We start from the raw sequence: 24,592 nt of genomic DNA, 5'->3' as shown, positions 1-24,592 counted from the left end.
CGTTTGTTGTTAGTTTAGCTCCGCATATTTTGAAGGCTAAATCAGGTTTTCACAGAGCATATTTAAGTTGTACCTACAGGGAACAAGGATGAAAGTAATTTTGGATGTATTCATCGCTGCTATTGCTGGCGTTTTTTCTTATCGCCTGAAAAACCTTAAATTAATTCTTTTTTTATTTTTCACTCATGTTTTTTTTATATCAACTGCTTCAGCCACCACCGTGAGCCGTGCCTTTTTAGGAACCTATACAGGCTACAACGTTTATGGGTATATGGAGCATAGTGTTGTTCGTTCATATTTCGAAAGAGATAGGTCAATAGGTTTGATTTGGCAAGGAAGTGGCGAATATAGCTTTGAGATTCAAAAACGTAATAACCAGAATTCTTGGCAATCATGCGGTAATGGTGATGAAAGGAGCTCTAGTTCGCATTTCGAAATCACCAATAATTATGGTAACCCACCAGATGAGTATTTTTGGGGCGGTTGTAGTTATGAAGTCGGCGAGGCTATTACCGAAGTTAGAATACGTCGTGGCGGAGGTAGTTGGTTTGTGGTGGAAGTGCCACTTATTGCGCCATTTTTACCTAGGGAAGACATCATTGTCAGCTCAACAGCTAGCGCCGTTGGTAATACAACCTACATTAAAATGACTCGGATGTTTGGTAATGATGGGGTCAACTTACAGATAAAAACGAGTTTAACTAGCTGGTATAGCTTGCCGAGCGAGCAAGTCACATATAATAAATCGTTAAACCGAATGGAAATAAAGGATTTAGCACCCGACCATTATTATTTTCGTTTAAGGTCAACAAGAAATGCATTATTCAGTAATTGGTATGGGCAAATATATGCCAAAGTGGAAATTGAAAAGCCGTATCCTTTTGAATTAGAAGATGTAATTTATGGAGGTTATAACGGTAATTGGCAACCAGTCTTTGGCGTTGCTGAATATGAATATGACTATAACCAGTTAAATTATAATATTTGGCATACTAATCAATATCGCTCTACCACTACAACGTCAGTCAATGCGCAAAATAGCGTTGCCAGTGGACCATATCAGATGCGTGTTCGGGCAAAGGCGGCCAGCGGTCTAACTTCAGACTGGGTATATAGTAACGAAATTAACATAGTCGAAAAACCACCAACCCCTACACCTCCTTTTTTAAGTGTTGACCCTTATATAACAGAAGACAAGGGCTTTACCCTAACGACTGATAATTTTTCTGACCAAGTTGTTGATAAATGGCGTTATGAAGTGCAAATAGATAATGGTGAATGGCATTTTGTAAATTTAACTGGAGGGGGGAGAGCGTATTTATTTTCCTCAGCACAAGTTAATGGTGCTCCTATAGGGGTAGATGGGAAAATAAACAGTGGCCTTTATCGTTTTAGAGCCCGCACAGAGGCTAGATATCTACCAGAGCAATTTCACTCCGAATGGACTTATAGTGATTATTACCCGAGAGGAAATGAGATTAGCCAAATTCCCCCCCCGTCAGAGGTAAACACTTATATCGACGTTGATGAAGTTTATCTGCATTGGCCACAAGTTGTTGGTGCAGAACGCTATCAGGTGAAAATTAATAATGCTTGGTCTGAAGTTTTTGATGGTTCGACTTCTGAAACTCAGATAAATACCTCTAATTTAATAGATGGTAATTATATTATTAAAATAAGATCTATTGACGAACAAGGCAATTATTCTCGATTTCTAAGACAAAATTTCACCATAGATGCTGTACCCAGTATAGTCAGTAACATCACAACACACTATAGTAATGCAGGAAGTAACAATTTCATCTCAATTAACTGGGATTCTTCTGAAGAAAATGTGCAGTATTATCTTGAATACCGATATAACAATGGTTACTGGCAAGAGTATACCAATACTGCTAACAAGAGTAGTCCTTTGTTTCAACCATTAAGCGGCACGTATCAGTTTAGAATTAAAGTGCGCTCAAACACCACGCGCAAATTTTCAGACTGGGTATTAGGACCAAGTATTACAGTCACTAATAGTGAAAATACCCTGCTTGCGCCTTTATCTGTATATGCGGAACATGTTGTTGAGTCAAACAGCGAGCATATAAATGTCAGTTGGCAGATTGGTACTACATCAACCAATGCGGGTGTCAGCTATGAAGTGCAAAAATATGATATGAACAATCGTTTATGGTTTGGTGTTGGCTCTACCCTTGAGGAGCAGTTTAATGTGAGTAATACAGAGCCGGGTGCTCACCTTTACCGCGTAAGAGCGTCAAGAGGTGGGTTATATACGCCCTATGTGTCAATGACTGCGCCGATTAGAGTGTTAGAGCAATCAGGCGAAATCAGTATACCGCATTCATTGACTGTCAGATCAAATACAGGTTACCAACCTCATCTAAGCCTAACGTGGCAATCTGCATCAACAACAGGGCAACATTTTATTGAAAAGCGCCTTAACAAGGGCTCATGGCAAGAATTCACCAATACCGCCAATTATAGTACTGCGCTATTCAACCCAGAAGTAAATGTTATTTATGAATTTCGAGTTAAAACGAAAGAGACACTCGATGGCGTACAATACTTTTCTGCTTGGTCTGAAACTATTTTGTATCACTTAGTAACCAAACCCCAAGCGCCAGAGCTAGTCGTAAAAAAGATAAACAATGGTCTGGAAAATATTCAATTATCTTGGCAGCTGGCTGAGCATGTAGAGAGTTATCAGCTATATCAATCATTTAACGGCGCAAGCTTTGTTCTTAGCCCTGAGATCATTCCTGGGGATGCATCGTCATTTGTAATAGCTAGATCTGCAAATGGGGAATATCGCTTTAGACTTGATGCCTGTAATACTGCTGGTTGTACTCCGTCACTGCCTGTGAACATCAATGTTAATTCAAAGTTGATTATTCATACCGAATTACTGGGAACAGTTAAGAATTAAAACGTCACTGTAAACAATAAGAAATTAGCACAAATAGGCTGATTTAAAACAATGGAAAATTAAGGGATATGCATTTAAATAGAACAGTTGTCATTGGTATTATGGTATTGGTGTTTAACTTAACTCTAGTCTGTAAGGTAAATGCATTTTTTAGTGTTTTAGATAGCCCTGTTTTGTCTATTCAAGAGAACAGCCGAAACTTTACGGTTAGTTGGACAGGTGTTGAAGGCGCTACGAGTTATCAACTCGAAAATTCATATAAAGAGCAGGCGTGGCAAATCGTCGGTAGCTATTCAGTCACAGCGGTTGATTTTTCTAAACTTTCTTCAGGTGATTATCGTTATCGGGTGAGTGCATGTAACAGTACCGGATGTTCAGAGCCATCAGTACAAACAGAGGTTACAGAAATATCTTTAGCTTATATTGATGAAAGACTAAATATACATGCTGAAACAAGGGGAGATGGTCTTATATACATGTTTGTTAGCAATAGTCACAGTGATGGTGTTTTTGATTTGAATTATCAGGGCCAAGCTAATCCAACCATTACGGGGACGTTATCAAATATTTCGTGGAACGAACTTGAAGATGTCGCAAGCCGTTTATTACCAGGAGGAGGATTCAGATTTACAATTAGCCTTTGTACTTCAAATGGTTGCACACCTCAATCATACTGGAGTAGCTGGCTTTATCAAACACCTCGAATAATTTCAAGTTTACTGTTAACCACTGTTGATTCCCAGCTCGATTTAACCTGGCAACATGCCAATATGCTGCCAATGTATTATTTTGTCGAACAGAGTATTAACGATGAACCATATCAACACTACAAAACACTGTCAGATATCAAGCAACTTCAAATCGAAAATTTAACTGATGGATATTATCAATATAGAGTCAAGGCTTGTATTCCTGGAAGGGAGATCTGCTCCACTTTTGTTGAAAGTGAGAATGTATACATCGGAGGTAATCCAGGCGCCCGAAGCCTAATTGATGGTTATTGGGGGTATTCTGATGGCCAACAGTCACCTTCTGCTCCACGCTATGTTTTGGATATTTCAGAAGATACAACTGTTGATATTCGGTTGAAATCACCCGAAGAAAATACTGCGGTATTGATTTTGTTAGAAGACGAAAATCATAGACAAATTAACGCGATAGTTAGTCAAACTAGGCTAAATCAAAATAATATTAATTTATCCATGTTTCTTACTAAGGGGCGTTATTATGTTTTAGCATTACCTTATACTAGAGGTGTTGCGAGTCAAATAAATAAACCATTTAAGCTAATAAGTACAGGGGCTACATTATTACCCTATACAACAACTAAAATTGAAGGTGAAATTAAAAATTCAAATGTTGACGACATTTTTGCTGCGAAAAACCCTAGATTTAAATTAACATTAGCTGAAGAAGAATATATAACAGTAGAATTTCATACTTTTTTAAGTGACTGGGCTAAGATGAGCTTGGTTGACAAAAATAATGAAGTTATTGTAACTACTAGGGTTTCAAGTAAAAAACCAAACTTACTGATGTTAGGTCAAAATTTAGAAGCAGGTGAGTACACAATAATATTGTCTACGGTGTATGAAAGTGGCTCGGGAAATTATACGTTATACTCATTGCATCCCGATATCACTCCTCTTATTCCTTCAATAAAGCAAGGCCAGTGGGCTGCTGGAGTGGCAAACTCGCCCATTACTTCTAACGATATGCGTTATCTCTTAACCGTTAATGAAGCACAACAAGTTAATATTGATTTAGAAACGGAATTGATGGTTGGGGCCTGGTTTCAGTTACTAGATCAACATGGGCAAGTACTGCTTGATGGTGTTCGTGATGAGTCAGATAATAAAAGAATAACCATTTCTAAATATTTGGCTGCGGGTCAATACCAACTAGTAGCATCCACCTATAACGATACTACGGCCAGTGAATTTACCGTCTCTACCTATAATGGGGTTATCAGTAATATGCCTCAGCTTGTGGTCGACACTAAAAATGGCAGTTGGTCATCGTCCGCAGGGCAAAACACGACCTCCTTTAAAAACCCTCATTATTGGTTGGATATAGATAAAAAGCAGCAAGTAAAATTAAAATTACATACAGACCAGTTTTTGATAAACCCGTATTTATATCTGCTTGCTGAAAATGGACAGACAGTAACCATCGGAGAAAGGATTAATATCAATGGTTGGGTTAAAGATGCGGTGATTGACCGCTTATTAATGCCAGGTCGTTATCAAGTTGTTGCTGCGACTTCGCAAGAGGGAAAAACTGCTGATTTCACCTTGTCGACCAATTACAGTCAGTTAGTTGAAAGGCCTGCACCAAGCAATGCGCCTGAAATGCCAAGCTGTTTAATTGCCCCTAACACCGTTTATGCAAATCAACAATATCAAGTAAGATGGTGTCCTATTGATGGTGTTGAGTACTATCAATTATCGGTTAACAACCAAGTACAGCAGTTTAACCCTTGGGAAAATTTCACTATTGAGCAAAATATCCCCGGAGATTATAGCTATCAAATTAGCGCGTGCAATCATCATGGTTGTAGTAGCCAAACACCAATACAAACCGTAACCGTTTCAGATGAAACTAATGTGGTGAATTTTCGTTTTGACGATAATGGCGATAGCGAAAATCCTACAGGGCAGTTTGTTGTTTCTTGGGATAATGTGTCAAATGCCACGGGTTATCAACTAACCACGGTTTATCATAACTTTAGTGGTCAGCTTATTGAGACAACGATCGACCATGCCAGTACGCAGCTTACCGCTATTATTAACCTGCCAGATGATGCGATTAATGGTGAGGTCTATTTTACATTGAAGACCTTTGGTAGTGGTGATATTCCAACACAAGTTCTTCAGGGGGATATGCTAAGAAGCCTAGCAGAACCAGAGAACCTAAGTTTAATCAATAACTTAACAAGCGATGAGTATATTCAAATAAAATGGGATGCCGTAGCGCACGCTGATTATTATCAAGTGTATACCTTCGCCTCAAATGGCAGTACTACACGTTACCCAAAAGTACAAGAGCATACCAGCGCCACCGAGCAATGGATACATGTGCCAGAGTTAGTGAATACCTATATAGGTCAACAAACAGTGCCCGGTATTATATCTATGCAGGTAAAAGCATATAACTACAGTGACCAACTTGCACCGTCAGCGTTAAGTTTACCGGCAGATATTGAGTGGCGCACGCCATCAACAGGTGGCATGCCGCCTGTTATTAATCAGTTAGTACCCGCTGAAAACGGACACTCTTCCCCATTAGATAGATTGATAGTGTCAGCAGAGGTTGTTGACGATGGCAGTATCGAAAAAGTGATTTTTACACTGTATAGCCATACTTCCGATAGTATTGTACGAACCAAAGAAATTTCTACGCCACCTTACAGTGCAGATTTTGGCAAATACTTTGATGGTGGCGCTTTGGGCACTTATTCAATAAAGGTCACCGCGTACGACAATTATGGTAAAAACACCAGTGAAAGTCACCGATTTACACGCGATTATGATACCAATGTAACGCCGACCATAGAAAGTATTTCCAATCCCGAAGACAACACATTTATTGTAAACTGGACCGGTGGCGATGCGGTAAAACATATGATTGTTAGAAGACCAATCGGCAGCAGTGATATATATCAAACCATCAACAGTAATGCCGTAAGCCCAACCACGATTACGAATCAGCCAATAGACAATGAATATCGAATTTTTAGTTGTTTTAATGTGGAATGCACCTTGCGAAAACTAAGTGCCACTTTTGAGCTTAAAGACACAACAAGTCTGCCAAGTATAATAAGCATTAAAACTGAGCTACTTGGTACAGCATTTGAAAAAGCTAGTACAAATAATTGATGATTAAATTACCGATATAATTAGTAAAAGGTATCTAATGTTGTAAAAAAGTTAACCATTCTAATTAGGGGCTGTTGATCTTTGTTTGAATTTTATACGTAAGTGACAATCTAGTATAATTTACTTCGCCAAAACCAAACTAAACGAGATTGTCATGCCCCGATTAATGCTCACTGATGAGCTGTGGTCGAAACTAAAAGCTATATTGCTTGAAGATAGAGTTTATAACAAGCTTGAACATCGACAAACGCTAGAGGGAATACTTTATCGTTTACGTGTGGGCTGTCCTTGGCGAGATTTACCTGAATGTTTTGGCTTATGGAATACGATTTATCGTCGTTTTCTTCTTTGGTCAAGAAAAGGTGTATTAATGAGGTTATTCAAATCACTAGCCCAAAATAGCGGTACTGAATGGGAATTCATTGATGGCAGTTATGTTAAAACTCATCAACATAGTACAGGCGCAGCTTCAGAGCATGAGCAAGCTATTGCTCTTAGCCGAGGTGGCAACACGAGTAAAATTCATTTAGCCGTTGATAGTTATGGGTTACCGATTGAATTCATTATTACAGGTGGTGATGTTCATGATAGTAAGGTGGCGAATGAACTGATTGAATTATTACCGCAGAGTGATTTTGTAATTGCGGACAAAGGGTATGATAGTGAGGCTATTAGAGATAAAGTTCGTGAACGGAACTCAAGCCCCATAATACCTAAGAAACAGAACTCTAAAACAGGTAATGGTGATATTGATTGGTGTTTATATAAATACAGGCACTTAGTTGAAAATGCATTCGCAAGGCTAAAGCACTTCCGTGCCATAGCAACAAGGTATGATAAGTTGAAACTACAGTTTGAGACTATGCTGGCTCTTGCATGTTCAATGATTTGGCTGCCAATGTGAAAGATCAACAGCCCCTAGATATATAAATTACAAATACATTTATTAATTGTTAGTTTTCTCAAGCTAGTATTGTTTAACAAGGAAAAATATTTTGATTACAAGGATGTTAGGTAAGAATGCAATAAAACAATGCACTTGTTTGTTTTTCTTACTTCTATTATTAGGAGGGATCTCTAATTCTGTTTATGGATTTGGGGCTACAAATGGGAATTGGGTTAGTTCTGGTGGTATAGATTATCGCTCAATAAACAACCCTCGTTATCAGTTTAGTCTTTCATCCGCGAAAAATGTGCAATTTGAAGTGTCTGCCGTTCTCAATGGCGGTTTTCATCATGGTATCCATTTGTTTTTGCTTAATGCCAATGGAGTGGTGATCCAAGAGAAACGAGGAGGCGTCACAGGGACTAACGGGGCTTCAGTGTTAACCCAGTTTTCTTCGAATATTCAAGCAGGTATTTACACTTTAGTGGTAGGTACTAAAAGAGATAGTGAAAGTGGTACATTTAGCATATCAACATCTGACACAACACTGCAAAGGATGTCAGCCAGAATAACAGGTGGAAGTTGGGTCAGCTCAGGCGGAACAGACTATCGCTCAGTAGATAATCCTCGTTATAAATTTAGCTTGTCAGCCGCGCGAAATGTCCGTCTTGATGTAACGTCGATTGTCCAAGGTTACAACTATGGCGTTCGTTTATATTTACTTGACGAGAATGGAAGTATTATCAAGCAACAGCAAGGAGGTTCAACAGGAACACATGGAATACCAGTATTAACATTATTTACAATGGATCTTCAGGCGGGTGATTATACCTTGATAATGGGTACTAAGCGAGATGACGTCGAAGGAACCTATACTATCTCAACATTCGACTTAGACTCACCCTTAATAAAAAATACACCTAAAAAAACTAACGGTAATTGGGTCAGCTCAGGCGGCTCCGATTATCGCTCTGTGGACAACCCTCGTTATAAATTTAGTCTTTCATCAACGCGTAATATTCAACTTGAAATATCGTCTACCGTTCAAGGGTATAATTATGGCGTCCATTTATACTTACTTAATTCCAGTGGAGCTGTTATAAAACAACAACAAGGAAGTTCAACAGGAACACATGGAATACCAGTATTAACATTATTTACAATGGATCTTCAGGCGGGTGATTATACCTTGGTAATGGGTACTAAGCGAGATGACGTCGAAGGTTCCTATAGTATCTCAACGTTTGATATTGACACATCACTGCAAATACAAATACCTTTAATAAAACCTGTTGTTAGTATTAATAATTTAAAAAATTCATTTGACGTTAATTGGAATACTATTAACACAGCTAATAATTACATTGTGGAATATCAGTTGGAAAATGGTAGTTGGCAACTATTTGGTAACTATACCGTTAACAGTATAAATTTATCAGGTTTACTTACGGGACAATATACTTTCAGGGTTGCTGCATGTGAAGTTGATTTTTGTTCGTTATGGTCTGTAGTGAATGAGCAATCAATGATTAACGTACCGCAAAGTCCACAGAAACCAAGTGTTAACGTATCAACGCTCGATAATGGGTTAATTTCATTAACTATTAATAGCGATGGAAAAGCCGAAAACCACCAAATAAGATATGAAAATACATTTTCGCCCATATCAGACCACGGTGAATTTAATATAAACTCTACAAGCAGGGCACAGCATCATACTGTTGCTGACTTAGTCGGTGGGGAATACGTATTTTGGGTGAGCTCATGTAATGTAAATGGCTGCTCTGAAGAATCTACTGTTAGTCAATCCGTTGTTCAGAAGCCACCTGTAATTGCTAATGTTTCTGCTGAAATACAAAATTACAATGTATTGCTAAACTGGACAGTAAATAACGTTGGTCAACACCATATTGTAGAGTATAGCCGGGATGGTGATAACTTTTTGCCACTTGGCACAACTAGTAGCGGACTTAGTTATGATACGCCAGATTTGCTAGCAGGAAGTTATGAATTCAACGTCAAAAGTTGCTTAAAAGGTGTTTGTAATACTTCGGTTAGTATTTCTAATATTGCTTTCATCCCTGTACCAACAGTGCCAAGTTGTATTAACAGCCCCGATATTGCAGCGAATAATAAAGATTTTCTTGTTGGCTGGTGTGATGCAACTAACGAGCACCGCTACGAATTGTATGAAGAAAACTTGGGACTTATCTATTCAGGTAATGCAAATCAAGCGATGCAAAATATTGTAGATGGAGTGTATTCTTTTAAAGTTAGAGCATGTAATGATGTTGGATGTAGCAATTTTACTAATAATGCGGTAACGGAAGTACTTGAAATATTCTTACCTGCGAATGTTGCATCGCTTGATATTACAGACGAAATATATGAAGTAGCCAATTACGAATTAACTTGGCCACAAGTTATTGGTACCGTCGATTATTATGAAATAAGTCAAACTAATAATGGTATAACCTCAGTGCACCAAGTTACGTCTGGGTTCGAATATTCAGTTTCATTAGACGTTGGTAGTTACGACTTTACTGTTAAAGCGTGCAATATTAGAGGGTGCAGTAAAGAAGGCACTGAAAAATCTGTAGTTGTTAATGAAGCCTTAGCTGGCAATGTTTTCCTTAATAATGCAGTTAATTCGCAAGGTTACCCTCAAAGCACCGACCTTGATTTTTATCTTAACTGGCCAGAAATTAGCGATGCAACACAATATCAAGTCAGTTATCAATATATTGATTTTGAAGGGCAGCAACAAACGGTACACAATTATATTGCGGGAATGGAAAATCAATTAGATATAACTTTGCCTGAAGACGCCAGTAACGGGCTAATAATTTTCTATTTAACTGAATATAGTAATAATCAACCGACCGAAACCCGTAAAGTTGTCGGCTATTTACATCGACGATTGAGTACTCCAATGATCACCAGCTTCACTAATGATTCAAATATCGATTGGTATTTCAACGTGGCGTGGACACCAGTGGATTACGCTGATTTTTATACTGTAATAATGGTTTTTCATAATGGTGTATCGAAAGTAAGTGGTCATTCAGAGCGAGTTTACGCAACATCAAAAAGATTATCTGTAGGATCGTTCCCAAGTGGAGAAAATGCTCAGCCAGGTGTTATTACGGTTTATGTGGTGGCACATACTGAGAACAGGGTTATTCAAGAGTCTCTGAACAGTATGCCAGAAGAATTAAAATGGCGTACAAGTGATACCGGTGGTGCTGCACCGCAAATAGTCTCGATTACACCCAATAATAACCAAGTTTTATCACTTGATGATCCTGTAAAAATTTCTGCAGTAGTACAAGATGATGGCTCTATTGATAAAGTCATCTTTAAAATTAGTGGCGATGTCATTGGCGTTTTACTTTATGAGGATAAAACTGCGCCATATGAAGCCGACTTTACTGCTAACTTCAATGGTTCTATGTTTGGCAGTTACCATGTAGAAGTTAAAGCTTATGATGACTTCGGGAAAACAGCGAGAGAAAATATTAGTTTATCTCGAAACAAAAATGCCTTACCAACGCCCACCATACAAAGTATTACTAAATTATCAGATGGAAATTATAAGTTAGAATGGACTGGCTCTGAAAACGCTATTTATAGTAGCTTGGCGCAAACTTCGACTAAAGAATATGGAGGTTTCATTCACGACTATCGGATAATGAGTGGTGATATTGTAATTTCACATTCGAATGATAGTAAATATTACTATATTTTTAGCTGTTATAGCACAGGCAATACTTGCTCTCCCAGAACATACAGTGATTTTTTTCAACTTAAAAACACCACAAGTCAGCCAAGTTTGATAAGTATAAAAACCGAGCTACTTGGTACAGCGTTGGAAACAAGTACAAATAACTGATAGTTGATTTGTAGAGAGAATAAATAAAAGTATACAGTTCGGTGTTGAAAAAGAATTCACCGAATAATTTATATGTTTAACTATATGTATACATGGGTTTTATTGTTTGGTAATCTTTATTTGAACGTAAATAAAGTAACTTTATATTAAATGGAATACTTACCTAAGGGAATATGGAAGTTTTGTCTACCTAGAGCGGCTGTTATTTTTGGTTGTTGTACAGCGTTCTTTTTTGCCACTCTTTTATCACCTTACATCTATGCCAACGAACCTGTATTCAAACAAGAATTAAACCCTGATGTTGTGTATAGGACAAATCAGTTTGGTTCATCAATTGCTTATCATAATGATCGAATATTAGTCGGTACCCCAAGTGATTTGAATAGTCAGTATAAAACTCCTGGTGGCGCTTATTTATACAAAAAATCAAGCGACGGTAGTTATGTAAAAGAAGTCAGATTTGAAGTAGATCATGCCGACACATATTCATACTTCGGCAAGCAAGTATTGTTATCAGATCAATTTGCTTTTGTTTCTTCACCTTACTATACCGTTAATGGAATAATTAAAAAAGGCGTGGTTCTTATTTATAAACTATCGTCTGAAGGTGAATGGCAGTTCCATCAAGAGTTGGTGCCAGATGGAGCTCTTAAGGGGGAGCAGTTTGGTAAAAACATGGCAATGTCGAATGATACCTTGATTGTTGGGGGTTATCATTACAGTTCTTATTATAACTCTTACGTATATATGTATAAGCTGGAGGGAGGGCTGTGGGTTGAAAAGAAAAGATTCGAAAAACCAGTAACTGGTTGGAGGTATGGTTTGACAGGTTTAGCCATTAATGGCAATAAAATGGCCATCGCAGGTACTCGGATAGATGGTACTGAAAATATTCAAGAAGTTTATGTGTACGATAACACTAACGGTGATTGGGCATTAGAGGCAACCTTGGCACCTGAACCATCGGAAAAGCCTAAACAGTATGGCTCTGTCATTGCTATTGATAATAATACCATCGTCATTACTGACCCAGGTAAAAGAAGAAGCGAGCAATGGGCAAGTTGGTATGCAGGCGCCGCTTATATTTATGAAAACAACAACAACCAATGGCAGCAAACACACAGAATTTTTGACGATAGTGGTGACTTTGAAAAGGTGGGGGTAACGGCAGCGCTGAAAAACAATAACCTGCTGTTGGGTAGTTCGACAAAGGGTAGACATTATAAGCGCGACTTATTTGGCAAATGGCAAGAAATGTTTGAAATCTGGCAAGGAAATTCAGCCGTTGCTTTTACCAACAATGGTGGCGTATTTGGTGGACCCCACATGACAATAGCTAAACATCGCTCAGTAAAAGTATATGAATTTGACATCTCGTCTTCTGAATTAAAAATATCCTTACAAACCCATGACTTACAACTGGGTGAAATTAAGTTGAGCTGGACACCACCTAAAGGAGATGTGCAGTTTAAACTATTTGAAACCGTCGCAGGCATTGAACAAGAAGTGGCGATAGATTCTAACAGTGGCTCAGTAACCTTATACCGTCATCAAGTTGCTGCTCATTCATTTCACTTAAAAGCTTGTCAACTTGAAGTATGTCATCAGAGTAAGTCCAACATTATCACCATTGAGCCAGAAAATACCATTGTCGGCCAAATATGGCTAAATAATGCCGTTCCTGCTGGTCAGTTGTATGCATTAAGTAAAAATAGCGCGTTTAATTTCGAATTTTCGCATGAGCGCCAAGCAAGCTATCAACTGTATTATCAATATCAAAGCTTAAGTGGTAATACCGTTATTGTAGACAAGCCTATTGCACTAGACGCGTTACAATATACTGAGGTTATTTCAGACCAAGTTGCTAATGGCTTACTGACTTTTTATATAACCATTAACAACACCGATGGTACGAATGAACGACATAAAGTTACTGGGCGAACAGATAGAAAACTGGCAACACCTGAGTTACTTTCCGTGGTAAATGATTTAAGTAATCACTATAAATATACAGCGAATTGGAATCCCGTTGAACAAGCAGAAGCATATAATTTCTTTATTGGTTACCATACAGTCAGTGGTTATTTATGGAAAGTGCAATCACTCTACAATTCGGCGGATGGTCAATATACCTTTAGCATTCCAGATGAAGCAATAACTGATGCTGTTTCGTTTAAAGTCGGTGCCGCAATGTTATCGCCAACAGCACAATCTGCTTTAATAAAACATTCAAACCTGAGCAATCAAATTGATGTTGGCTGGGGGGCCGAAGATCAAGGTGGCTTGCCGCCAAGTTTAACCATTGATTGGCCAATAAAAAACTCCACTATAAGTATAGCCGAACCAGTTATCTTAAGGGCGACTCCCTTTGATGATGGTAGTATAGATAGAGTGGATTTTAGGCTCTCTGGCCCGGGTGTAAAACCAAAGCCAATCATAATTGAGGAGGCTCCCTATGAAGCTGACTTCTCTGAATATTTTGATGGCTCTAACATAGGTTCGTATTATATCAGAGCCACTGTTTACGATAATTATGGTAAATATACTGAAGTGGTTCAGAGTTTTAGCCGAAGTATTGCAGGTTTGCCGGCAATATCGATTAATTCGATAGAAAAACTCGCTGAAAATACTTTCCAAATCACATGGAGTGGCCAACAACTCGCTGTATCTAGTTTATTAGTTAAAAGTCCGGAAAAACAGTATGGGTACGCCCCTAATAATCTAGGAATTAAACAAAATCTGGATGACCAATTTACTTATAACACAGCAGATAGCGATACCTGGTACTACATTCGAAATTGCTTTAGTGACGATTGTAATCCTCGACAATACAGTGAGTTTTTTCAACTAAAAGAGGCCACAAACTCGCAACGTTTGATAAATATTAAAACAGAACTACTCGGCACAGTGTTAAATACAAATAACTAATAGTTGTAGCAGAAGAAGTTGAATAATACCTGTAGTTTTTAACTAGTTATATACATTGTTTTTATTATTTAGTAGTCTATGCCGTCAAGTTGTCAAGAGCCGTCCACTGGTTGTTTACTTGATTTTAAATAAAAGACTTATCTTAGGAATATGGATGTTTGATTTATCTAGAGCTGCGGTTATTTTTGGTTGTTGTACAGCGTTCTTTTTTGCCTCACTTTTTTCATCCCCTATCTATGCTAGTGAACCAGTATTCATACAAGAGTTAAGCCCTGAAAACGTGCGGTGGAGGGACGAATTCGCCTCATCAATTGCTTATCATAATGACCGAATATTAGTCGGCACTCCAAGAGAAATAATTCAGTCTAAATATAAAGGTGGTGCTTACTTATATAAAAAATCAAGCGATGGCAGTTATGTAAAAGAAGTTAGGTTTGAAGTGGATCATGCCGACGAATATTCAAACTTTGGCCAACAAGTATTGTTATCAGATCAATTTGCTATTATTTCTTCACCTAAGTATGGGGTTCATGGAATAAAGTCAAGAGGCGTTGTTTTCATTTATAAACGCTCAACTGAAGGTGAATGGTTACTTCATCAAGAATTGATACCAACTGAATCACCTCAATTTGAAGGGACAAACTTTGGTAATACCATGGCAATGTCGGGGAATACCCTACTTGTAGGTGGTTATACTTTTTACGGAATGAGTTATATCGCTTCCGTTTATATGTATAAATTAGAAGGAGATCAGTGGGTTGAAAAGAAAATATTTAAATCACCGGTAAATGGTTTGAATTTTGGTTTTTCTGGTTTAGCTATCGATGGCAATAAAATGGCCATTGCGGGTACTCGTATAGTTAGCAGTGGAAACATTCAAGAAGTTTATGTTTATGATAATACTAACGGTGATTGGGTATTAGAAGCGACTTTGGCCCCCGAACCTTCAGAAAAACCAAAACAATATGGGTTTGCTATTGCCATCGATGATAATACCATAGTAGTTACTGACAGAGATAAGAGAAGGAGTACACCATGGGACAACCATCGAGCAGGAGCTGCCTATATCTATGAAAAAGTAAATGAACAATGGCAGCAAGTATATAGAATTTATGAAAATAGCGCTGCCTTTCTAAACTTAGGCAAAAGCGTAGCGATGAAAGATAATAATTTGCTTTTGGGATCTGAAACTTATGCAAGACATTATAAACGTGATTTGTTTGGTGATTGGCAAAAAATATTTGAAACCAGGCAAGGTAATTCAGCTGTCGCTTTTACTGACATTGGGGGGGTGTTTGGCGCACCTCACACGACAACAGTAAGCTCACGATATAAAGCACGCTCGGCAAAAGTCTATGAATTTGATATATCCTCTTCTGAATTAAAGCTAGCCTTAGCTAATCATAATATACAGTTAGGTGAAGTTGAACTAGGCTGGGTACCACCAAAAGGTGGTGTATATTTTAAACTATTCGAAACTGTAGACGGAATTGAACAAGAGGTGAGCATAGATTCTGCTAGTGGCTCAGTAACGCTATTTCGTCATCAAGTTGAAGCACATTCATTCTATATTAAGGCCTGTAAAGTTGAGCTATGCCATGAAAACAAGTCAAATATTGTTGTTATAGAGCCTGAGAAAACTATTGTCGGTCAAGTATGGCTAAACAATGCCGCCCCCACTGGTAAGTTATATGCATCAAGTAACAATAGTGTGTTTAATTTTGAATTTTCACATGAGCGTCAAGCAACTTATCAACTGACTTATCAATACCAAAACTTAAGCGGTGAAAGCATCACTGTAGAAAAACCAGTGACATTAAACGAGTTACAATTTACTGAAACTATTTCAGACCAAGTGCCCAATGGCTTATTGACGTTTTACATCACTATTAACAACCTTGATGGAACGAGCGAGCGACATAAAGTAACGGGCCGCTCTGACAGGCAGTTGACAACACCAGAGTTGCTTTCTGTAGTGCCTCAATTAAGTAGTGATTATAACTTTACAGCGAATTGGAACGCAGTTTCACAAGCAGAATACTATGATTTTAACATTGGTTACCATACAACAAACGGCTATCTGTGGATGAAGCAATCCTTTGTTAATTGGGCCGATGGGCAATATACGTTTGCTATTCCTGGGGATGCAATAAACGGGGTTATCTCATTCAAAGTTAATGCTGGAAGAATGTTGAAAACAATTAAAAATTCACATATGAGTAATCAAATCGATATTGATTGGCCCGATCCAAGGCAAGGCGGTACAACACCAAGTTTAGTCATAGACTGGCCATTAAAAAATTCGACAATCAGTATCGCTGAGCCAGTTATTTTAAAAGCATCGCCCTATGATGATGGCAGCGTAGACAGAGTTGATTTTAGACTATCTGGACCTGGAATACATCCTGCCCCAATTATTGTGAAAAAAGCGCCTTATGAGGCCGACTTCTCCGAGCATTTTATTGGCCCTTATTTAGGCCGATATTCTATCAGAGCCACTGTTTACGATAATTATGGTAAATATACTGAAGTAAGGCAGTCATTTAATCGAAGTATTGACAGCTTACCGGCAATATCGATTAACTCGATAGAACAACTCTCTGAAAATGAATATAAAGTCTCATGGAGTGGTCAACAACTCGCGGTATCAAGCTACTTAGTAAAAAGCCCGGATAAACAATATGGATACAGCCCTACTAATAGGGTGGTTAAACAAAAGCTTGATGAGCAATTCATTTACAATACAGCGGGAAGTGACAGCTGGTTTTATATTCGAAATTGTTTTAGCGACGGTTGCTTCCCTCGACAGTACAGTGAATTTTTTCAACTGAAAGACAGCACAAATTCACAACGTGTGATAAATATTGAAACCGAATTGCTCGGCACTGCGTTAGAAACGAACACAAATAATTAAGGGTTAATGTAATGTATTAAATAAGTAGATACATTAATTAAAGAACACTAAACAATTGTGAGTTTAAGCGTCAATGTTTTAAAGGCTTAAACTCTATTTTTATAGGACAAAGGACGAATACATGGAACACTTGAAAGCAGCTAAAAAGCAATGGACAAAATACTTGTTACTTGCCTTTGCTGCCATATCACCACAAGCCTTTTCAGCGAATTATATTACCGCGCTAACGGTTGACAATAATGTGGCTGTTTTTACAACTCAGGATGATAAAACTCATATAGCAACGTGTGCATCGGCAGAAAATCAACAAAAGTGGTCAGTTAATGCAAACGGTGAAGATGGCTTACATACGCTGATTAAAATAGCGAATGGAAGGGGCGAGCCTGTTGAAGTGATGACGGCCGATAATTGTGACCTTGCTAGTGGCATTGAACAAGCCAGCAACGTTAATATTGTGTATCGACAAATAGATGAGCAACAAACCCCCGTTGATGCGGTGATTTCATCAGCACTTAACTTTGTGGCGCGAGCTGATATTGTTTTAGCAGAAGATGTTGTTTTAAATGGTGCTGGTGATGGCGTCGAGTTCGGTTTATCTCTAAATAATGGTGCGGTTAATTGGCAGGACGGCGTGTTAAGTGGTGAGCAATACCTTCACGACTTTGAACAACTTGTTGCGGGTAATTATGCTTTAACCACGAAAGTGACCAGTGGTAGTGAAGTAGTAGAGCAAATCGCTCACTTTACGGTTACCGATGATATTCTTGTTGATGATTTTCCAGCAGGACTTATCGAACATGGTGATTTTGAGGCGGGTAATGATTTTATAGCAGAAAATGCTAATGTATCCATGTTATATGAAACGGAAAGCCCGCTCGTAGGACAGCAAAGTCTTAAAGGCTCAGTGAATGACTGGGATGATATTTCTTATACTCATACTGATTTTTCAGCATCAGGCACTCATTTAGTTAATGTTAATTTAAGTGGTCTTATTCATACCACTCGTCAAATGAGAGTGACGGTACGGGTTAGTTACGTTGGGGGCTCATGGTCAGATAGTAGCTCTGGATTTCAGTTAACTTCCACGTCAGCGGAATTAATCCCGTTAGCGTTAGATGTGGCAATAGACCCACTTCGAGAAGTCAGTAATATCAAATTAACGATAGCTGGGGACAGTGATCAAGCCACGCCTACAGAGTTTGTGCTTGATAATGTTCAGCTGCAAGTTACGCCAGAAATTAAAGGTAATGTCTATGAAGTTAATGGTGAATTGTTTATTAAGGTAGCAGATGATACTTATTTAAAGCTAACTGATAATAGTGATGGCTCTTGGTCACAAACAGCACTAGATGCTGCAGAATGGAAACGCCTCATTGCTGGCGTAAGTGCATCAACTAACTACACTATCGAGTTTGGTGAATTTAGCGGTGATGCATTAGAAGATTTTAGAATTACCAGTGAAGACGGTTTAACTGAAATTAATTTTAGTCAAACAGAAGGTGGTTATGAGTATCAGCCGAAAAAAACAATCATTGAATACCAATACAATGCACTAGGGCGTTTAATCAAAGTTATTGATACAGAAAATGGTGATAGAGCATATGAATACGATAAAGCGGGTAATCGAATTACCGCAGGGAGTAAACAAAATGATTAATAATGAATTGAATGTACGCGCTAAGGACATAAGCACCACCTATTATGTTTTAATTACAATATTATTTATTTGTTTCTTTACACTAAATACAAAAGCAGAAGAGGTCTCAACGACCAATTCTGCTTCTTCTAGCTCTATCGATGCTTATGATATAGCTCCGCCTAAATATCAAACGATTGATGATTTTGGTGTGAATTTGACAACAGGTCAAGTTACAACTTCAATCGATACTGTTGCAATTGGTGGGGCCATGGGGCTTTCTCATAGTATAAGTGCACATGCAAATGGCTTTGAATATAAAGGCTTTCGTGGTTATACCGACAAATTTGCTGGAAATGCGAGGTATACACTACTCGGGAAGTCATTAATGTATGAAAATGTGAGTTATCATAATTTTTATGTGATGCGCTTATTTGCGCCCGTAGGAAGTGCTGATTTTAAAATATACGTTGATGGTACTTTTGTACCGACTGTAACGACATCCGTCACTGAAAATTATAGCTATGAGGCTTTAGGCGATACTCGTGAAACATTAGAAGTGAGTGATGATAGGGAATATCTTATTTGGACGCTATCTGATGGTACAATTGTTCGTTTTATAAGAGATGCATATGACAATGCGCGCTCAAATGGCGCGCTTTCTGATATCACATACCCTAATGGTTATAAGATAACAAGGCATGGCTCGCGAAGCGTAACGACAAATACAGGATTTCAACTGAAATATGATTACATTGACGATAGTCGACCATTAGATCCTGCTAAAAATGGAGCAATAGGTGCGGGAATTCCAGCGGAAAGCGCTCTGCAATGGTCCGAGCATAACCCTAAATATATTGTCGGTATCAATAACGCAATCGAATATTGTTCAATTGAGTCTTCTGAACCTTGTACGTTAACGAATACTTGGCCCAAGGCTACTTTTACATGGCCAGGTGGTATGCCAAGAGCATTTCACATAGGACAAAGCGTGTTTACAGTTAACGATGCCTTAGCGCGTAGTACTGAATTGCATTATGAGGCGCACGATTTGGTTTTGAGTGATCTTGATGACCCTACAAGTATCAATGAAAGTGTAAGTTTCGAGCCTGGAGATAAAATAATGCCAAGATTGGTTGGTATTAAACCAGCTACAAGTGCAGTGCTTTCTTCTACTTACAAATACAGAAATAAGTTTAGTTACAGTGCAACTGGGGGAGTAAGTTATGGCTGGCTAATAACTGAATTGGGCGAAGTTGTATCAGCAACAAATGAAAGAGGAACAGGTGCTTATTCGTTAGATTTACCCATTGGACAAGGGGGGCCGCTGAAAAACTCTTTATCTTGGAAGGGAAGTTTTTATGTCACAAGAGATGTAACCTACCCTACATCGCTCTATGAGATATATAAATCTGGAGATGGAATTTTCAAATTTGAAGATAATTATAGAAATTTTGTAGAAAAAGTTTCGTCAAATTCTGGACCTCAAAAGAATTACAGCTATGACTTACGAGGAAACCTTGAATATATCACCATGCAAAAAGATAAGCCTGAAGAAACGCAAATTCAGGCGTTATACCCTGTAACTTGTGATAATACTAAAGTATGTAATAAACCAAAGTGGATTAAAAACGCGCTTAAAAAACAAACCGATTACACTTATCATCCAGAATCTGGGCAAGTAGAAACGGTTACTTCACCCGCCAACAAGCAAGGTATAACACCACAAACGCGCTATACCTACACCGAAAAATTTGCTACCTATAAAATTAATAGTAATACGGCGGAGACATCTCCAGATGGTATTTGGCTATTAACAGCACAAAAGCACTGTCAAAACAGTAATTATATTGAAGGTGTTTGTGAAGGTAGCGACGAAGTAGTTATTTCATATGAATATGGCACAAGTAACTTATTATTAAAAGGCAAGAGTATTAGCGCAGACGGCAAAACATTACGCACCTGTTATGACCATGATATTTACGGTAATAAAATAGGTGAGACTAAACCTAAAGCAGGAGTAACAACATGTCTATAAATCATAAGGAATATTTAATGATTTTCTCCTCTCGCTTTATATTGTCTATCCTGCATACGCTCTTGTTCATTTTTGCTGTGTTGACCATTTCACCTGTAACGGCAGCACAATCTGCCAGCGCTTATACAACGGGCATTCGTTATAACTTAAATGGCCAAGTTACTGGGATTATTAATCCAGACCCAGACGGTACAGCCGGTACACTAAAGTATTTGGCTACACGTAACATCTATAATTCTAGCGGTCTTTTGGAAAGGGTTGAGCAAGGCGAATTATCTACTTGGCAAAATGAGACCATCGCTCCTGTGGATTGGGAGGGTTTTACTATCGCCTCCAAACAAGGGTTTACCTATAATGATTATGGATGGAAGTTAACAGCATACACTGCAACACCAAGTGATAGTGTTATGTCCTTAACACAGTATAGCTATGACGACTATGGGCGAGTTCATTGTAAAGCAGTACGTATGAATTCTTCCTCATATGGTGCGTTACCAACAAGCGCTTGTACTTTAGGTGCAGAAGGGGAAGTCGGCCCAGACAGAATTTATCGTTATACCTATAATAGTCTCGACCAAGTATTAACCGAAGAGCGTGCTGTTGGCACAACAAAAGAACAAACATATATCACCAATACTTATGATACTAACGGTCGACGTACCAGTGTAACGGATGCTAATGGTAATTATGCCAAACAAACCTATGATGATTATGGTCGATTGGAATATTGGTACTTTCCCGATGCGGCTACAGTAGGAGGAGGTTCGCATAATCCGTTAGATTTTGAGAAATATGTCTACGATGATAATGGTAACCTTGAAGAGCTACATAAACGCAGTGATGATGATATTGCTAATACTAAAATTATTAGATATGTCTATGATGACCTCAATCAACGAGTAAAAAAAGACTGGCCCGATAGCACCACAGAAGACGTTTACTATACCTATGACTTACAGGGACTAGCATTAACCGCTAAGTTTGATAGAAACGGAGACGGTGATGCTGATGATGCAGGCGATAATGGTATCACCAATGATTTTGATGGCTTTGGCCGTCAAATTAGTAGTACTACTAATATGGGCGGCACTACTAAAACTTTAAGTTATCGATATGATGAGAACGGCAACAAAACTCGCATTACTCACCCTGACAATAAGTATTTTACGTATGATTATGATGGTTTAGATAGACTTGATGAGGTATTTGAAAGTACCAGTATTTCGGTATTAACACAAATTTATAACAGTAAAGGTTTACGCAGCGATATCAATCGCGGTAGTAATAACAATACAAACTACCAATATGATGGTGTCTTACGACTAGGTTCGCTCAGCCATTCCTTACAAGAGAAGTTAGTCACACAATATGGATTTACCTATAACCCAGCAAGCCAGGTAAAAACTAAAACCTTGTCTAATAAGGACTTTAATTACACCGGTGACGAAAATTTATTAGGTACTTATATAACAAATGGCTTAAATCAATATAGCAGCATAGATGATGGTTCAGTCACGACGGCCTTTACTCACGATACACAAGGCAATTTTACCTCTGATGGTTTCACTACTTATACCTATGATGTGGAAAATCGATTATTAACTGCGGTTGGCTCTGATAATGCTACGCTGACCTACGACCCATTAGGACGTTTGTTTCAAATGGTCAGTGGTAGTGTTACCACTCGTTTTCTTTATGATGGTGATGCTTTAGTTGCAGAATATAATACCAGTGGCACGATATTAAAACGTTATGTTCACGGCTCAGGCGTGGATGAACCTTTATTGATGTACAGTGGTAGCTCGGTTGGCAGTAATAATCGTCAGTATTTACACAGTGATTATCAAGGGTCTATTGTTGGTGTCAGTAATACTGATAATGTTATGACAAACATTAATACTTACGATGTGTATGGTATTCCACATGGTAACAATGTTGGTCGTTTTGGCTATACTGGTCAATTGGCTTTACCTGAGTTGGGGATGTATTACTACAAAGCACGGATTTATCATCCAAAGCTAGGGCGATTCCTGCAAACTGACCCTGTGGGTTATGAAGATCAGATGAATCTTTATGCTTATGTGGGAAATGATCCTGTTAATATGAATGACCCAACAGGTAAATTTGGACAGTTTTTCTTGGGTGCTTTAATTGGTGGAGTTGCAGAGGTTATTACGCAAGTTGCACGAGATGGAAGCGTAAGTGATTGGGGGGAAGTTGGAATGCAAACGGGTATTGGTTTTGTATCTGGCGGTACAGGTGGGGCTGCTGGTAAATTAGCTAGTAAAGCTATAAGAGCATTAACAAAACCTGCATCCGGCATGGGTTCTGGAGCATCAAAAGTTTTGACAGAAGGGTTAAGCGGTGAGATTTCCGGTGGCGTAACAAACGCAGTAAACAACTCACTTAACCAACTTGATAAGACTGGAACTATAGTTCCGGGACAGGTTCTTGAAGCGACAGGTAAAGGTGCAGGTCTTGGACTTGTTGCAGGAGCTGGAGCTGGTAAAATGCAAGCGAATGGGTCACTAGTTTCATTTGGGAACGCTAAGGCCGTACCAATGTTCAATAACGTGCAACCCGGAGCGACCTTAGGTAACATTGTAGGTAACTCAACAAACGCTGTGACTTCTGTAGCTGATACAGTCAATTCAAATTGTCAGGATAATGGAAGGTGTTAAAACTTATGACTAAAAAGCAACTAATTCTCCAATATGTTTTTTATATTCCTATAGCAAGTGTTCTAGGCGTAGGGGCAATTACGTTCCTATTTTATCTTAGTTATGGCTGGAGTATTGGATATGCATTGTCGTGGTTTAAAGTGGCTTCAATATTTATAATTATTTTGTTTTACATTTTCAATCTTAACGTTCTAGTTAAAATATTGAAAAGGAAAAATGGATCTTAACTGGTTATATTAAACGGTTAGAATTTTTGAATCCAAAGCCTCGCTAGTCGGGGCTAGGATTCAGCTATCGAGATCAAATAATTTTGCTCTCAACTCAAAGCCAGCGGCAGCTGGTTTTGTTGTTTTTGGCGCTAAGGTTAGTGAATTAGTAATGATGACTGTTTTAATACCTTTATATGTTCTGGACTAAAACCATTACGCAAAAGTTCAAAGTCATCAAAATCAACAATAGCCCTGCGGCCTTTGCCGAGGACTTGATAAAGGCTGCCTGTAGCGGTAGTAATTAAAGAGGAATCAATATTCATTATCTGGGAAGTGCTAACATAATCTCCAGAAGCAAATCGACAAGTCATATCATCAATAACGGTGCCGTATAAAACCTCTCCGATCAGTTGCTCATCATCTAAAACAGAGACAATAATCCAATCTTTTACAATAGTATTCATGGCATCATTCCCCAAAAAAATAGGCATTCATATTAAAAGTTAGGGCTGAATATTGCCAAGATTTTTAAGCAATATAATGGATAGAATTCAGTATGAATTGGTCTTTCACTATAGCATCTGCTAAATTCAGTGTT

The 24,592-nt window shown here is 38.4% G+C and carries 10 protein-coding genes; 9 read left to right on the top strand and 1 reads right to left on the bottom strand.

Annotated elements, in window-relative coordinates; genetic code table 11:
• Nucleotides 1-88: 88 nt before the first annotated feature.
• The 9 genes from ACE1OF_RS04325 (at nucleotide 89) to ACE1OF_RS04285 (ending at nucleotide 23,785) form a co-directional block, all read left to right on the top strand.
• A complete protein-coding gene (locus ACE1OF_RS04325) occupies nucleotides 89-2,932 on the top strand; it encodes a hypothetical protein (protein ID WP_448893016.1) in 2,844 nt (947 codons plus the stop codon).
• Between the two features lie 68 nt (nucleotides 2,933-3,000).
• On the top strand, nucleotides 3,001-6,810 hold the full coding sequence (locus ACE1OF_RS04320) for a hypothetical protein (RefSeq protein ID WP_448893015.1): 3,810 nt from the start codon (nucleotides 3,001-3,003) through the stop codon (nucleotides 6,808-6,810).
• A gap of 154 nt (nucleotides 6,811-6,964) precedes the next feature.
• Entirely contained in the window at nucleotides 6,965-7,714 is a 750-nt protein-coding gene (locus tag ACE1OF_RS04315; RefSeq protein ID WP_448893014.1) for an IS5 family transposase, read from the top strand.
• Nucleotides 7,715-7,805: 91 nt separating this feature from the next.
• The gene (locus tag ACE1OF_RS04310; protein WP_448893013.1) at nucleotides 7,806-11,588 is read left to right on the top strand and encodes an Ig-like domain-containing protein; all 3,783 of its coding nucleotides are present in this window, start codon (nucleotides 7,806-7,808) and stop codon (nucleotides 11,586-11,588) included.
• A 150-nt stretch (nucleotides 11,589-11,738) separates the two neighbouring features.
• Complete coding sequence (locus tag ACE1OF_RS04305; RefSeq protein ID WP_448893012.1) at nucleotides 11,739-14,516, top strand: hypothetical protein; 2,778 nt, start codon at nucleotides 11,739-11,741, stop codon at nucleotides 14,514-14,516.
• Between the two features lie 154 nt (nucleotides 14,517-14,670).
• The gene (locus ACE1OF_RS04300; RefSeq protein ID WP_448893011.1) at nucleotides 14,671-17,430 is read left to right on the top strand and encodes a hypothetical protein; all 2,760 of its coding nucleotides are present in this window, start codon (nucleotides 14,671-14,673) and stop codon (nucleotides 17,428-17,430) included.
• Between the two features lie 121 nt (nucleotides 17,431-17,551).
• Complete coding sequence (locus ACE1OF_RS04295) at nucleotides 17,552-19,087, top strand: hypothetical protein (protein ID WP_448893010.1); 1,536 nt, start codon at nucleotides 17,552-17,554, stop codon at nucleotides 19,085-19,087.
• A complete protein-coding gene (locus ACE1OF_RS04290; protein ID WP_448893009.1) occupies nucleotides 19,080-21,104 on the top strand; it encodes a hypothetical protein in 2,025 nt (674 codons plus the stop codon). The genes ACE1OF_RS04295 and ACE1OF_RS04290 overlap by 8 nt, the downstream gene beginning before the upstream one ends.
• Nucleotides 21,095-23,785: an RHS repeat-associated core domain-containing protein gene (locus ACE1OF_RS04285; protein WP_448893008.1), complete on the top strand. Its 2,691-nt coding sequence runs from the start codon at nucleotides 21,095-21,097 to the stop codon at nucleotides 23,783-23,785. The genes ACE1OF_RS04290 and ACE1OF_RS04285 overlap by 10 nt, the downstream gene beginning before the upstream one ends.
• Nucleotides 23,786-24,149: 364 nt before the next feature.
• Here the strand turns inward: ACE1OF_RS04285 and ACE1OF_RS04280 are convergent, their stop codons facing one another.
• Complete coding sequence (locus ACE1OF_RS04280; protein WP_448893007.1) at nucleotides 24,150-24,458, bottom strand: DUF6957 family protein; 309 nt, start codon at nucleotides 24,456-24,458, stop codon at nucleotides 24,150-24,152.
• Nucleotides 24,459-24,592 lie beyond the last annotated feature (134 nt).

Source organism: Colwellia sp. E150_009 (assembly GCF_053543955.1).
This window is presented reverse-complemented; position numbering and strand designations above follow the sequence as displayed.

Coding starts and splice junctions, on each gene's coding strand:
- ACE1OF_RS04325 (WP_448893016.1), top strand. CDS start 89: ATGAAAGTAATTTTGGATGTATTCATCGCTGCTATTGCTGGCGTTTTT.
- ACE1OF_RS04320 (WP_448893015.1), top strand. CDS start 3,001: ATGCATTTAAATAGAACAGTTGTCATTGGTATTATGGTATTGGTGTTT.
- ACE1OF_RS04315 (WP_448893014.1), top strand. CDS start 6,965: ATGCCCCGATTAATGCTCACTGATGAGCTGTGGTCGAAACTAAAAGCT.
- ACE1OF_RS04305 (WP_448893012.1), top strand. CDS start 11,739: ATGGAATACTTACCTAAGGGAATATGGAAGTTTTGTCTACCTAGAGCG.
- ACE1OF_RS04300 (WP_448893011.1), top strand. CDS start 14,671: ATGTTTGATTTATCTAGAGCTGCGGTTATTTTTGGTTGTTGTACAGCG.
- ACE1OF_RS04295 (WP_448893010.1), top strand. CDS start 17,552: ATGGAACACTTGAAAGCAGCTAAAAAGCAATGGACAAAATACTTGTTA.
- ACE1OF_RS04290 (WP_448893009.1), top strand. CDS start 19,080: ATGATTAATAATGAATTGAATGTACGCGCTAAGGACATAAGCACCACC.
- ACE1OF_RS04285 (WP_448893008.1), top strand. CDS start 21,095: ATGTCTATAAATCATAAGGAATATTTAATGATTTTCTCCTCTCGCTTT.
- ACE1OF_RS04280 (WP_448893007.1), bottom strand. CDS start 24,458: ATGAATACTATTGTAAAAGATTGGATTATTGTCTCTGTTTTAGATGAT.